Raw genomic sequence first — 13,980 nt, 5'->3', positions numbered from 1 at the left:
GCCCCTCATCCGCACCATCGCCATGCCGGCCGACACCAACCCGTCGGGCGACATTTTCGGCGGCTGGCTGATGGCGCAGATGGACCTCGCGGCCGGCAACGCCGCCGCCCGCCGTGCCCGCGGCCGCTGCGCCACCGTGGCGGTGGAGGCGATCAGCTTCCATTCCCCGGTGAAGGTGGGCGACGAGGTGAGCCTCTACGCGCAGATCCTCTCGGTGGGCCGCACCTCGCTCCGCATCCGGGTGGAGGCCTGGCGGCGGGAGCGGCACAGCGAGGACCGCAACCGGGTGACCGAGGCGGTCTTCACCTTCGTGGCGCTGGACGAGGAAGGCCGCCCGCGCCCCGTGCCGGCCGAGGGTGCCGACGCGGGCTGACACGCGCCGGGCTGCGGCTTCCATGCCGCACTCGTTCCCGTGAAGCATCCAGCCATCCGGAAAACCCCGGCCGGGCTTGCGCATTGGCGGGCACTCCGCGAAACCAGAAGGCGATGCCGATGCAACAAAATGGGGAAAGAAACCGGGCGCCCTGACGCCGCTTTGCTGTCCGCGATCCACCCTGGGTCCGGACGGAAGGCGTAACGCGACCCGGCACGCCGAGGGCGGACCGGGGCATTCGAGGTAGAGTTCCGGATACCGACAATGGTCCCAGTTTCCATGCCCCCCGAGCCTGTGCGCCGTACCCTCTGGGTCGATGTCGAAGACCTCTTCCAGTACGCCCTCGCCAATCCGCGCCCCAGCGGCATCCAGCGCCTGGTCTTCGAGATCCTGCGTGTGCTGCCGGAGCGGGCGGCGAGGCAGCCGGATGCGCCACGGATCGCCTTCGTCCGCCACGATGCCGGGCCGGATCTCCTGCGGGAGGTCCCCTTTGCCGAGGTCGCCGCGCTGTTCGGGCACCTGTCCGCCGGCCATGGCGGGAATCCGGTGTCATCCTTGCCGCCGCGCCGCCAGCTCGCGCTGCGCGTTCGCCGGGGCAGGCCATTCTTGCAGCGCCTGCGCTTCGGCCTGATCCACCGCCTGCAGAAGCTGCCGCCGCGAACCTCGGAAGCCCTGCTGCAGGCGGCCGTGCTGCAGATGAACGTGCTGCGGACCGGCCGCCGCGGCCTCGCCCTGTGGCGGAACCGGCGGCAGGGCGGCGCTCTCTCCGCCGGGGTGCCAGCCGCCTCCATGGCCGCCCCATCGCCCGTGGAGCCTGGGGTGGCTGTTATGCCCGCTTCCTCCCTGCGGGCGCAGCCAGGCGATGTCTTCCTGATCCTGGGCGCTGCCTGGGTGCATACGGATTATGCCGGGCTGCTGCGGCGGCTGCGGCAGCGCCACGGGCTGCGGCCAGCCCTGCTGCTCTATGACCTGATCCCGCTGCGCCGCCCCGAATGGTGTGCCCGCGATCTGGTGCGGAGCTTCCGCCACTGGGTGGAGACGGTGCTGCCGGAATGCCCCCGGCTGATGGCCATCAGCCATGCCACCGCCCATGACGTGGAAGCCTATGCCGCCGAGACCGGCCTCGTGCTGGAAGCACCTGTGCGGCCGATCCCCATCGGCACCGGCTTCGGCCTTGCGGGGCAGGCCGACCGGCTGGCCTCGGCGCGGCCGCGCGGCCTGCCGCGCCCGGGCAGCTACGTGCTTTTCGTCTCGACGCTGGAGGCGCGCAAGAACCATGCGCTGCTGTTCCGCGTCTGGCGCCGTCTGCTGAGCGAGATGCCGCGCGAGCAGGTGCCCACCCTGGTCTTCGCCGGGCGCGTCGGCTGGCTGGTGGCCGACCTGATGCAGCAGTTGGAGAACGCCGAATGGCTCGGCGGCAAGATCCGGCTGGTGCGCGATCCGTCCGACGAGGAGCTTCTCGCCCTCTACCGTGGCTGCCGCTTCACCCTGTTTCCTTCACTGTTCGAAGGCTGGGGCCTGCCGGTGAGCGAGAGCCTGGCGCTGGGGCGGCCCTGCATCGCCTCGGACCGGACCTCGCTGCCGGAGGCCGGGGCGCTGGCGCGCTACTTCGACCCGGACGACCTGGACGATGCCTGTGCCACGATCCGCGCGGTGATCGAGGACCCGCAGGGGCTGGAGGAATGGCGAGAGCGCGTCGCCCGCGAGTTCCGCCATGTCCCCTGGTCCGACAGCGCCGATGCCATCCTGGAAGGGGTCCTGGCCCCGCCCGCGCAGGCCGCCGGGCCCGCCCAGCAGGACCAGTCCGCATGAGCGCCCCCGGCACGAGCAGCCCCGCCATCATGAACAGCCAGGCCCCGGACGCGGAGGCGCCTTCCACGATCTGGGTCGAGATCGGCGATCTCGTCCAGTATTTCGAGTCCGGCGTGCGCCCCAGTGGCATCCAGCGCGTCACCTTCGAGATCTGTCGCGCCCTGCATGGCGCGGATGCCGGGGCGGGGCGGGTGCGCTTCGTGCGCCGTTCCGGCCCCCGGCAGCTGGACACCGTCTCCTGGCGGCAGATCGAATCGGCTTTCGGGCGAATCATCGCTCCGGCCTCCACCACAGCGGCGCGGCCAGGCGTGGAACGGGCGGCCCGCGACGACGGCATGGGGCATGGGGCGGAGCCGGATGTCCGGGCGCTGCTCGCATCCGGGCTGCGCCTCCAGGGCGCCGCGCTGCGGGAACTGCTGCGCCTGCCCGCCGTGGCCGGTGCGGAGGCCTTGGAACTGACGCGGCGGCGCCTGCGCCGGCGGCACCTGGCCGGAAAGACGGCGAGCCAGTTGCGTTTCGAGGAGGGCGTACCGCTGGAACAGGTGGCGCGGCCCGGCGACAGCCTGCTCGTGCTGGGCTCCCCCTGGTTCATCAACGACTACGGCCAGACCGTGCGCTGGCTGCGCGACGACCTGCGGATGCGCTTCGCCCTGCTGATCCACGATCTGATCCCCATCCGCCGGCCGGAATGGTGCGACCGGGGGGTGATCATCTCCTTCATTGCCTGGCATCGCGGCGTGCTGCCGCTGGCCGACCAGATCTTCGCCAACAGCCGCGCGACGGCCGAGGACGTGACCCGCTGGGCGCAGGAGATCGGCCTCGATCTACCCAGGCCGGTGCGGCCCGTGCCGATGGGCACCGGCCTCGGCATCGCGGCGCTTCCCATGGCCTCATCCGGGAATGCGGTGGCCGGAGCGGGCGCCGCCGCGTCCGACCTGCCGGAACCCGGCAGCTACGTGCTTTTCGTTTCCACGCTGGAGGCGCGCAAGAACCATGCGTTGCTGTTCCGCGTCTGGCGCCGCCTGCTGGGCGAGATGCCGCGCGAGCAGGTGCCCACCCTGGTCTTCGCCGGGCGCGTCGGCTGGCTGGTGGCCGACCTGATGCAGCAGTTGGAGAACGCCGAATGGCTCGGCGGCAAGATCCGGCTGGTGCGCGATCCGTCCGACGAGGAGCTTCTCGCCCTCTACCGTGACTGCCGCTTCACCCTCTACCCCTCCTTCTATGAAGGCTGGGGCCTGCCGGTGAGCGAGAGCCTGGCGCTGGGGCGGCCCTGCATCGCCTCGGACCGGACCTCGCTGCCGGAGGCCGGGGGGGCGCTGGCGCGCTACTTCGACCCGGACGACCTGGACGATGCCTGTGCCACGATCCGCGCGGTGATCGAGGACCCGCAGGGGCTGGAGGAATGGCGCGAGCGCGTCGCCCGCGAGTTCCGCCATGTCCCCTGGTCCGACAGCGCCGATGCCATCCGCGAGACCATGGCGCGTCTGGAAGCCGAGGAGGCGGAGCTTTGAGCGCCGCCGCCCCGGTGGCCGGCCTGCCGTCCCGCGACACCCCCCGCCGTACCCGGCTGCACCTTGCCCTGCCGGTGCTCGGCGCCCTGCTGCTCACGGCCCTGTATCTCTGGCGCTATGCCGCCGACCCCGCTGTGCCCGGCGGCTCGGCGCAGTTTCCCGAGGGATGGTGGGGCTGGTGGGACCAGGGCCACTACCTGCGCAGCGCCACCGCCCTCGCGCGGGGGAATTTCGACCCGGCGCAGCACTGGTATCCGCTGGGCTATGCGGCGGTGGCGGCGCCCTTTGTCTGGCTGAGCCGGGATCACGCCTTCTTCGCCGTGGACCTGCTCTCGCTGCTCGGCTGCTACGCCGGCTTCCTGGCCTTCGCCCGGCGTCTGGGCATCCCTGCTGCCTGGGGCAGCCTCGTTTTCGTCGCCAGCGTGGCCAGCAGCCGGCTGATCTTCGCCCAATGGGTGCTGCCCTGGAACACGAGTCCGGTGGCCGCCCTGCTCTGGCTCCTGCTGGCCATGATCGCCGCCCATTTCGGCCAAGGGGGCATCCGGGGGGGCGCCCATGGCGGCGGCATGCGGCGGCGCCCGCTGCTGATCGGCTTCCTGGCCGCCGCCATCCCCCTGTTCCGCCCGACCGAGGCCCTGCTGTCCGCCCTCTGCCTGCTGGCGGTGGTGCTGCACGACCTCTTCGGCACCGGCCGCCGCCCCTGGACGGAACGCGGCCGCGACCTGTTGCGGCTGGTGCTATGGCTCGTGCTGGGCGGGCTGCTGGCGGTGGTGCCCTATGCGCTGCTGCATGCGCGGATCTATGGCCTCGCGCCCAGCGACTACATGCTGCACTCGCAGGGCCTGGGCTTCACCGTCCAGGGCCTGGGCTGGAAGGCCTATACCCTCCTGGTCGATCCGCGCCCCTGGTTCGGCGAGGGCGAGGGGCTGATGCGGCAGGCGCCCTACATGGCCCTGGCCCTGGGCGGCCTCGCCGTCGCCTGGCGGCATGGCGCCGCCGCCCGCCTGCTCGGCCTGCTCCTGGTCGCGCATTCGCTGCTCTATTTGTCCTATGTGGACCTGCTGCCGGTCGGGCTCTGGCGCTTCAACAACGTGCATTACTGGAAATGGGCCATGCCGGGCTTCGGCCTGATGGCCTTCCTGCTGCTGCGCGACCTGCTGCTCTGGCGGCGCGCCCCGGCCTTTCCGCTGGCGCCGCTGGCGCTGCTGGCCTCGCTACCGGTGCTCTGCCTGCAACTCGTGCCGGTGGAGGTTCCCGCCACCGCACCCGCCCGGATGCTCCGCTACGAGGGGCCGGCCCCGGGTTTCGATGCCTCCTATTTCGGCGACGCCATCCTGCTGGACGAGGGACGGCGGCTGCGCAACGTCCATGACATCCGCCTGATCCCCATCCCGGGTGGCATCCGCGTCTTCGCGCTGCGGCAGCCCTTCCTGGGCACGCTGGACTGGGCGGTGCCGCCGCCCGGCGAGGCGGCGCTGTCGCCGCCCCGGCGCTACGCGGCGCGGTGGCGCCTCGGGCAGCCCTGCTGGATGCCGCGCGTCTTCTGCAGCCGCGAGCACAACGACCTTCTGCCGCCGGTGCCCCGCCGCTGAGGGCGGCGGCCCGGCTTCCGGCACATGCCACCTTCCCGGTCGCGGGCCCTCTTCCCCGTGCCCCGAAGCGTGCTAGACGCCGCGCTTCGCCCGGCCGGGGCCTTGTGGCTTCCGGCGGGCACCGGAACTCCACTCATCGCCGTGTGAGCCGCCGTGATTTCCGTTCCGCCGGAAACGGGAACCGCTGTAGCCATGCGTCGAGGCACCAAGAGGACAGCAGGGCATGGCAGGCGAGCATCAGGAGCCGCAGCGCGAGACTCATGGCGAGCGGCCCCATGATCGCCAGGCGGGGGAGCGCCCAGGGGAGCGCCAAGGCGACCGCCGCGGGAAGGGGGCCGCCCCGGGGGGCGGCATGGCCACCGCAAGCCCAAGGGCCGGCCGCTGGATGGCTGGCTGATCATCGACAAGCCCTCGGGCATCGGCAGCACCGAGGTGGTGAACCGCGTCAAGCGCGCCTTCAACGCGCAGAAGGCCGGGCATGGCGGGACGCTGGACCCGCTGGCGACCGGGCTGCTGCCGGTGGCCTTCGGCTCGGCCACCAAGACCGTCCCCTATGTGATGGACGGCACCAAGGCCTATCACTTCACCCTGCGCTTCGGCGAGGCGCGCGACACGGACGATGCCGACGGGCAGGTGACCGCGACCAGCGATGTCCGCCCGACGGACGAGGAGATCCAGGCCGCCCTGCCGCAGTTCCGTGGCGAGATCATGCAGGTCCCGCCCGCCTATTCCGCCATCAAGGTGGACGGGCAGCGCGCCTATGACCTGGCGCGCGAGGGCGCGGCGCCGGTGCTGATGCCGCGCCCGGCCCGGGTGGACAAGTTCGAGCTGATCGCCCGCCCCGATGCCGACACCGCGATCTTCGCGGTGGAGAGCGGCAAGGGCGTCTATATGCGCTCGCTCGCCCGCGACCTCGCCCGCGCGGTGGGCACGGTCGGGCATATCGCCACGCTGCGCCGCCTGCGCGTGGGTCCCTTCCGGGAGTCGCACGCGGTTTCGCTTGACAGCGTGACCGTTACGGGCGATGCCCCGCCCCCTTCCCCGGATCTTCTTCTTCCCGTCATGACCGCGCTGGCCGACATCCCGGCTCTGGCCGTGACCGAAGCGGAGGCCGCCCGCCTTTCCTTCGGCCAGGACATCTCCCTGGTCGAGTTCATGGGCCGGGTTCCCGACGGCGCCAACCTCGAAGGGGGCCTGGTGCGCGTGGTGACGGGGGGGCGCCTGGTGGGGCTGGCGATGCTCAAGGACGGTCTCGTCCGTCCCGAGCGCTGGCTGATCCGGAGCGAACCCGTCCACGACCAGACAGAAGGTTGAACCGATGTCGATCACTGCCGAGCGCCGCACCGCGCTGATTTCCGAGTATGCCACGAAGCCCGGCGACACGGGCTCCCCCGAGGTCCAGGTCGCGATCCTGTCGGAGCGCATCTCCAACCTCACGGAGCACCTGAAGACCCACGCCAAGGACTTCCACAGCCGTCGTGGCCTCCTGGTCCTCGTCGGCCAGCGCCGTGGCCTGCTGGACTATGTGAAGCGCAAGGACCAGGCCCGCTACGAGAGCCTGATCGGCCGCCTCGGCCTGCGCCGCTGAGGAATTCCCGCGGGGGGCCGCTCCGGCGGCCTTCCGCGGGCTCCTCGCTCCCAGGGGCCCGGCCCCTGGCCCTTTTCCGCCTCAGGCTTCCCGCACGGAAAGCTCGCGCCGCCCCGGCAGGCGTTCGAGCCCGGTATACGGCGCCGGGACGCCCGGCAGCCAGACCCTGAAGCTGGCTCCCTCTCCCACCACGCTCTCGATCGCCAGCCGCCCGCGATGGCGGTTGACCACGTGCTTGACGATGGCGAGGCCCAGTCCGGTGCCGCCGACATGCCGGGAGCGGCCCTTGTCCACCCGGTAGAAACGCTCGGTCAGGCGCGGGATGTGCTCGCGCGCGATCCCCGGCCCGTCATCGCTCACCCGTAGGAACACGCCACCCTCCGCCGTGCCGGTGGCGACGCGCACCTCGCCGCCCTCCCGGCCATAGCGCACGGCATTCTCGACGAGGTTGCGCAGCACCTGGGCCAGTTGGTCCTGGTCGGCGGGCCGGGCGAGGGCGGGCTCCAGCTCCAGCCGCAGCCGTGTCTTCCGCAGCGCCAGGATCGGCGCCAGCGCCTCCGTCTCGGCCCGCGCCAGCACCGCCAGATCCACCTGCCCCGCCGGCGGCTGGTGCTCGGAAATCTCGATCCGGGTCAGGCCCAGCAGGTCGTCGATCAGGCGCCGCATGCGCTCCGCCTGTTCCGCCATGATGCCCAGGAAGTGGTGCCGTGCCTCGGCATCGTCCTCGGCGGGGCCGCGCAGGGTCTCGATGAAACCGATCAGGCTGGCCAGTGGCGTGCGCAGCTCATGGCTGGCATTGGCGACGAAATCCGCCCGCATCCGTTCCACCGCCCGGTCCCGCGTCCGGTCGGAAAGCAGGATCAGCAGCCGCCCACCATCGGAAAGCGGCGGGTCGAGCGGGATCACCTGCGCCACCAGGTCCCGGAAGACCGGGGCCGGCAGGGTCAGGTCGCTGGCCTGCGGCGCCCCTTCCTGCAGGGCCCGGTCCACCGCCCCGGCCAGCACCGGATGGCGCAGCAGGGCCCAGAGATCGCCGGGCCATTGGTCGCCGGGCAACGGGTCGCCGGTGCTGCTGCCGAACAGAGTCCGGGCGGCGGCATTGGCCCGCAGCGGCTGGCGGTCCGCGCCCAGGATCAGCAGCGGGTCCGGCAGGGCCTCCACGATCGCCGCATCCGCCGCGCGCAGGCGCCCCACCAGCGCGCCGCTCTCGGCCAGGTCGCGGGTCAGGCGGCCCAGCGCCTCCGCGACCTCCCGCAACAGGCGCATCGGCGGCAGGGACAGGGCGGTGCCGGTCGCGGCGGCGCGCAACGCCTCGGCCAGCCGGTCGAGCATCCAGAGCGCGGCCCCGGCCAGGACGGCGGAAGCCGCGGCGGTGAGCAGCAGGGACCAGACGACCGGCGACCAGCCCGCCGCGCCCGACAGGCCCATCAGCAGCAGGCACAGCGCGGGCATGGCGCCGATCGCACAAGTCAGGAGGAACTGCCTGGTCATCGGTCCGGACCTGCCTTCGTCACGCGTGGCCTGAGCGAATTTCGCCGCGGCCGGGCGGAAAAGGGCCTGTCCGCTCCAGCCATCCCGCCAGAGTGGGGCTTCCGCCGGGCATGGCCCAGAGCCCATATTTGAAAATCCGGCGAAATCTGTGGCCCCCTTGTGGCCCCGACCGGGAAACGGCCAGGGCGGGGCTTTGCCCTGCCCCTTTCCCTGCCATCCCCGGCGGAAGGCACCATCCGGGAGCGTTCCGGGCAGGATCGCGCGGGGAGCGGCCGCGCGGCCGCGCGGCCGGAGGACACCGGACCGGGGACCGGCTTCCGTGCCGGTCCTCCGGTGCCGCTACCCCTGCGCGCGCAGCAGCATGCCGAAGAGGTCGCGCGGCTCGTCCGGATCGGCCAGGAGGTCCAGCTCCTCGAAGAAGCCCGTGCCCTCGATCCGGGCGCGGACATAGCGCAGGGCGGAGAAATCCTCGATGGCGAAGCCGACGGAATCGAAGAGGGTGATCTGGTCAGCGCCGCGGCGGCCCTCGGCATGGCCGGCGATCACCTGCCAGAGCTCCGTCACCGGATGGTCGGCGGGAAGCTGCTGGATCTCCCCCTCGATGCGCGTCTGCGGCGGATATTCGACGAAGATGTCGGAGCGCAGGAGGATGTCGGGATGCATCTCGGTCTTGCCCGGGCAGTCGCCGCCGACGCCGTTGATGTGGATGCCGCGCCCGACGAGGTTGTCCGTCAGGATGGTGGCGTTCTGCTTGTCCGCCGTCACGGTGGTGACGATCTGCGCGCCCTGCACCGCCTCCGCCGCGCTGCCGCAGGCGGTGATGCCGAAGCCGAAGCCCGCGAGGTTGCGGATGCATTTCTCCGTGGCGGCGCGGTCGATGTCGTAAAGGCGGAGCTGATCGACACCCAGCATGGTCCGGAAGGCCATGGCCTGGAACTCCGCCTGCGCGCCATTGCCGATCACCGCCATCACCCGCGCATCCTTCGGCGCCAGGTATTTCGCGGCGAGGGCGGAGGTGGCGGCGGTGCGCAGCGCGGTGAGGATGGTCATCTCCGTCAGCAGCATCGGATAGCCGTTGCCGACATCCGCCAGCACGCCGAAGGCGGTGACGGTCTGCCGCCCCTCGCGCGTGTTCTTGGGATGGCCGTTGACATACTTGAAGCCATAGGTGGTGCCGTCACTGGTCGGCATCAGCTCGATCACGCCCTCGGCGCTGTGGGAGGCGATGCGCGGCGTCTTGTCGAACAGCTCCCAGCGCCGGAAGTCCTCCTCGATCGCCGCGGCCAGCTCGGCCAGGAAGCGCTCGATGCCGGTGGCGAGCACCAGCTTCATCATGTTGTCCACGCTGACGAAGGGGACGATGTTGAGCCGGTCCTGCATGGTCAGAAGCTCCGGGTCGGGCGGTCGAAGATGCTGCGGCCCAGCAGGCTGGCGGCGAGATCGACCATCAGCAGCGCGGTGCGGCCGCGTTCGTCGAGGAAAGGGTTCAGCTCCACGAGATCGAGGCTGCGGGCCAGGCCGCTGTCATGGACCATCTCCATGATCAGATGCGCCTCGCGGAAGGTGGCGCCGCCGGGCACGGTGGTACCGACGGCGGGCGCGATGGAAGGATCGAGGAAATCGACATCCAGGCTCACATGCAGGATGCCGTTCGCGGCCTCGACACGTTCCAGGAAGGCGCGCAGCGGTGCCGCCACGCCGGATTCGTCGAGCGCGCGCATGTCGTGCACCGTGACGCCCGCCTCGCGCAGCGCCATGCGTTCCGGCGGATCGACGCTGCGCAGGCCGATCATGCAGACGTTGCGCGGATCGACCGGCGCCCGCAGCGGCGGCATATGCCCCGCGAAGCCCGTCCGGCCGGTGGCATAGGCCATGCCGACGCCATGCAGGTTGCCGCTGACCGTGCTGTCCAGCGTGTGGAAATCCGGATGCGCGTCGAGCCACAGGACGAAGAGCGAGCGCCCCTCCGCCGCGGCGCGGCGGCTCATGCCGGCGATGGTGCCGGCGGACAGGCTATGGTCCCCGCCCAGGAAGATCGCGAAGCCCTCGCCGCTCGCTGCGAAGGCAGCCTCGTCCAGCGCCGCCGTCCAGGCCGCGATCTCCGGCAGGTGGCGGATGGCCGGGTTGGGATGCGGCTCGACCGCGATGGGGGAGGGCGCGAGGTTGCCGTTGTCGCGCACGGCATAGCCGAGTTGCGCCAGGGCGGCGCCGATCCCGGCGACGCGGAAGGCGCTCGGCCCCATCTCGCAGCCGGGGCGGCCGGCGCCCTCATCGACCGCCGCTCCGGTCAGAACGCAAATCCTGCTCGAATCCGTCACGTGTCCGACACCCGCCTGCTTCATCCTCCGTCCTGGCCCCTGCATAGGCGATCGTGCTGGCGGATCGAACCACGCAGCCTGCCAGAAATGCCCCGTGGCCTGGACAGAGTGACAGCCCGGGCCGCGCAGATTGCCAGTTCCCGCCCCTGGCCGCTGCGGCGCCCGGATGAAGAATCCGCGACGGCGGCTGGCGCGGCATCCGGGCATCTCCGATATCGTCCTGCCTTTCGGGCCGGGGATGTTTACGGCCCGTGTGGCCGAGGGAGGCGCCCCGGCGCCAGGCGGCGGCAGGAGGAAGGCGGAACGATGGATCTGGAACTGCGGGGCAGGCGGGCCCTGGTCACCGGTGCCTCGCGCGGCATCGGCCGCGCCGTGGCCGAGCTCCTGGCGGCGGAGGGCTGCGACCTCGTGCTGACCGCGCGTGATGCCGGGGCCCTGTCCGGGCTGGCGGAAGCGTTGCGCCAGCGGTACCAGGTCTCGGCCGAGGCGCTGCCGGCGGATCTGGCCACGGATGCGGAGGCACAGCGCGTCGCCACGGCCGCCGGCGGGATCGATATCCTGGTGAACAATGCCGGCGCCATCCCGCCCGGCAACCTGCTGCGCGTGGACGATGCCACCTGGCGCGCCGCCTGGGACCTGAAGGTCTTCGGCTTCATCTCCCTTTGCCGGGCGGCCTATCCGGGCATGAAGGCGCGTGGCGGCGGTGTGATCGTGAACATCATCGGACAGGCCGGGGAAAGCTTTCCGCCCGACTATATCGCGGGCGCCACCGGCAATGCCGCGCTGATGGCCCTTACCCGCGCGCTGGGGCGTTCCGGACCGGCGGATGGCATCCGGGTCGTCGGCATCAACCCCGGCGCCACGGCGACGGAGCGGAACGAGACCATGGCCCGGCACCGCGCCCAACTGGAACTGGGCGATGCGGAGCGCTGGCGGGAACTGTTCCGCAACCTCCCCTTCGGCCGCCCAGCCCAGCCGGAGGAGATCGCCAATGCCGTGGCCTTCCTGGCCAGCCCGCGCTCCGGCTACACCTCCGGCACGATCCTCACCATCAACGGGGGCGGGTAGGACGGGGCCGCCAACGCCGAGCCTGTCAGACCGGCGGGGGCAGCCGGTCGATCAGCTTGTCGAGGGTGATGGGGTAGTCGCGCACCCGCAGCCCGGTGGCGTTGTGGATGGCATTGGCCACCGCCGCGCCGACGCCGCAGAGGCCGAGCTCGCCCACGCCCTTGGCCTTCATCGGCGAGGAGATCGGGTCGGTCTCATCCAGGAAGACGACATCCTGATGCGGGATGTCGGCATGCACCGGCACCTCGTAGCTGGCGAGATCGTGGTTGGCGAAGAAGCCGTGCCGCTTGTCCACCTCCAGCGCCTCCATCAGAGCCGCGCCCACACCCATGGTCATGGCGCCGATCACCTGGGAACGGGCGGATTTCGGGTTGAGGATGCGGCCCGCCGCGCAGACCGCCAGCATCCGGCGGATGCGCGTCTCGCCGGTCGCGGCATCGACGCCCAGCTCGACGAAATGCCCGGCGAAGGTCGATTGCTGATAGCGCTTGCCGAGATCGCCGTATTCGATGGCATCCTCGGCGACCAGCTCGCCATCCCGCGCCGCATCGGACAGCGGCACGCTGCGGTTGCCCGCCCGCACCGCGCCCCCGGCGAAGACCGCATCGCCCGCGTTGAAGCCCGCCTTCTGCGCCACCGCCTCGCGCAGCCTGACGCAGGCGGCATAGACGCCGGAGGTGGCGTTGTTGGCACCCCATTGCCCCCCTGAACCGGCCGAGACGGGGAAGCTGGAATCGCCCAGGCGCACGGTCACGTCGCCGATGGGCACGCCCATCATCTCGGCGGCGGTCTGCGCCATGATGGTGTAGCTGCCGGTGCCGATATCGGTCATGTCGCTCTCGACCGTCACCCGGCCCTGGCGGTCCAGCCGGACCCGGGCGCCGGACTTCATCAGCAGGCTGTTGCGGAAGCCGGCCGCCATGCCCATGCCCACCAGCCAGCGGCCCTCGCGCCGCTGGCCGGGCCGGGGATCACGCCGGTCCCAGCCGAAGCGCCCGGCACCGAGGCGCAGGCATTCGACCAGTTGCCGCTTGGAGAAGGGACGGCCGGGATGCGACGGATCGACCTGGGTGTCGTTCAGGACGCGGAATTCGACGGGATCGAGGCCGAGCTTCTCGGCCATCTCGTCCATCGCGATCTCCAGCGCCATCATCCCCGGCGCCTCGCCCGGGGCGCGCATGGCATTGCCTTCCGGCAGGTCCAGCCCCGCCAGCCGCAGGCCGGTCAGCCGGTTGGCGCCGGCATAGAGCAGTTCCGTCTGCTGCACCGCCTCCTCCGGCTTGCCGTCCGGCAGATTGCCCGACCAGCTTTCATGCCCGATGGCGGTGATCTTCCCGTCACGCGTGGCGCCGATGCGGATGCGCTGGATGGTCGCCGGCCGGTGCGTGGTGTTGTTGGCGACCAGCGGCCGTTGCAGCGCCACCTTGACCGGCCGCCCCGCCGCCCGCGCGCCCAGCACGGCCAGCAGCGTATCGGCGCGCAGGAAGAGCTTGCCGCCGAAGCCGCCGCCGATATAGGGCGAGCGCAGCCGCACCTTCTCCCTCGGGATGCCGAGGGTCTTCGCCAGGTCGCCGGTGGTCCAGGCGATCATCTGATTGGACAGCCAGACATCCACCCGGTCGCCATCCCAGGCGGCGATGGTCGCATGCGGCTCCATCATCGCATGGGACTGGTCGGGCGTGCTGTAGGTCTCGTCGAGCCGGACCGGTGCCGCGTCGAAGGCCTGCGCGAAATCGCCGACCGTCCTGTCGGGGGAATCCTCCGATGGGCCGAGTCCGGCGGCCCTGGCCGCCGCGAGGTCGAACCGCCCGTCCGACGCCTCGTATTCCACGCGCAGCAACGCGGCGGCGGCGCGCGCCTGCTCGAAGCTTCCGGCCACCACCAGGGCGATGGCCTGGTGGTAGTGCTGGATCTCCGGCCCGCCCAGCAGACGGGCTACGTTACGATCGCCCTTGCCGAGGGGCCCCGCATTCTCATGCGTGACGATGGCGATCACGCCGGGCGCGGCCCGTGCGGCGTGCAGGTCCATGGAGCGGATGCGCCCCTTGGCGATGGCGCTGCCCACGATCCAGCCATAGGCCTGGTCCGGCACCACGTCGTGGCGCTCATAGGCATAGGGCGCACGGCCGGTGGTCTTCAGTGGCCCGTCGATGCGGTCGAGCGGCTGGCCGACGACCTGGAGCCGGTCGATCGGATTGGTGGTGGCCGGGGTGTCGAAGCGCATCGC

General features: G+C 71.5%; 11 protein-coding genes. 7 read left to right on the top strand and 4 right to left on the bottom strand.

The window, feature by feature from the left end; genetic code table 11:
- The first annotated feature begins 22 nt into the window (after positions 1-22).
- The 6 genes from MVG78_RS02820 to rpsO all read left to right on the top strand — a co-directional run bounded on the left by MVG78_RS02820 (position 23) and on the right by rpsO (position 6,876).
- Positions 23-373: an acyl-CoA thioesterase gene (locus MVG78_RS02820; RefSeq protein WP_247560269.1), complete on the top strand. Its 351-nt coding sequence runs from the start codon at positions 23-25 to the stop codon at positions 371-373.
- Between the two features lie 279 nt (positions 374-652).
- Entirely contained in the window at positions 653-2,185 is a 1,533-nt protein-coding gene (locus MVG78_RS02815) for a glycosyltransferase family 4 protein (RefSeq protein ID WP_247558027.1), read from the top strand.
- Entirely contained in the window at positions 2,182-3,696 is a 1,515-nt protein-coding gene (locus tag MVG78_RS02810; protein ID WP_247558025.1) for a glycosyltransferase family 4 protein, read from the top strand. Before MVG78_RS02815 ends, MVG78_RS02810 begins: the two co-directional genes overlap by 4 nt.
- Positions 3,693-5,288, top strand: a complete 1,596-nt coding sequence (locus MVG78_RS02805) for a hypothetical protein (RefSeq protein ID WP_247558023.1) — start codon at positions 3,693-3,695, stop codon at positions 5,286-5,288. The genes MVG78_RS02810 and MVG78_RS02805 overlap by 4 nt, the downstream gene beginning before the upstream one ends.
- A 381-nt stretch (positions 5,289-5,669) precedes the next feature.
- A complete protein-coding gene (gene truB, locus MVG78_RS02800; RefSeq protein ID WP_247560268.1) occupies positions 5,670-6,602 on the top strand; it encodes a tRNA pseudouridine(55) synthase TruB in 933 nt (310 codons plus the stop codon).
- Positions 6,603-6,606: 4 nt separating this feature from the next.
- A complete protein-coding gene (rpsO, locus tag MVG78_RS02795) occupies positions 6,607-6,876 on the top strand; it encodes a 30S ribosomal protein S15 (protein ID WP_027281935.1) in 270 nt (89 codons plus the stop codon).
- An 81-nt stretch (positions 6,877-6,957) separates the two neighbouring features.
- Here rpsO and MVG78_RS21455 read toward each other — a convergent pair whose 3' ends face one another.
- The 3 genes from MVG78_RS21455 to rocF form a co-directional block, all read right to left on the bottom strand.
- The gene (locus tag MVG78_RS21455; RefSeq protein WP_282615040.1) at positions 6,958-8,367 is read right to left on the bottom strand and encodes an ATP-binding protein; all 1,410 of its coding nucleotides are present in this window, start codon (positions 8,365-8,367) and stop codon (positions 6,958-6,960) included.
- A 339-nt stretch (positions 8,368-8,706) separates the two neighbouring features.
- Entirely contained in the window at positions 8,707-9,747 is a 1,041-nt protein-coding gene (locus MVG78_RS02785) for an ornithine cyclodeaminase (RefSeq protein ID WP_428480734.1), read from the bottom strand.
- 2 nt (positions 9,748-9,749) lie between these two features.
- Complete coding sequence (rocF, locus tag MVG78_RS02780) at positions 9,750-10,685, bottom strand: arginase (RefSeq protein ID WP_345892848.1); 936 nt, start codon at positions 10,683-10,685, stop codon at positions 9,750-9,752.
- A 306-nt stretch (positions 10,686-10,991) separates the two neighbouring features.
- Here rocF and MVG78_RS02775 point away from each other — a divergent pair, with 306 nt between their 5' ends.
- A complete protein-coding gene (locus MVG78_RS02775) occupies positions 10,992-11,753 on the top strand; it encodes a short-chain dehydrogenase/reductase (RefSeq protein WP_247558019.1) in 762 nt (253 codons plus the stop codon).
- 25 nt (positions 11,754-11,778) lie between these two features.
- On the opposite strand, the gene paoC is transcribed toward MVG78_RS02775, so the two are convergent.
- Positions 11,779-13,977, bottom strand: a complete 2,199-nt coding sequence (gene paoC, locus MVG78_RS02770; RefSeq protein WP_247558017.1) for an aldehyde oxidoreductase molybdenum-binding subunit PaoC — start codon at positions 13,975-13,977, stop codon at positions 11,779-11,781.
- Between the last annotated feature and the right edge of the window lie 3 nt (positions 13,978-13,980).

It is taken from the genome of Roseomonas gilardii subsp. gilardii (assembly GCF_023078375.1).
GTDB classification, from domain to species: domain Bacteria; phylum Pseudomonadota; class Alphaproteobacteria; order Acetobacterales; family Acetobacteraceae; genus Roseomonas; species Roseomonas gilardii.
This window is presented reverse-complemented; position numbering and strand designations above follow the sequence as displayed.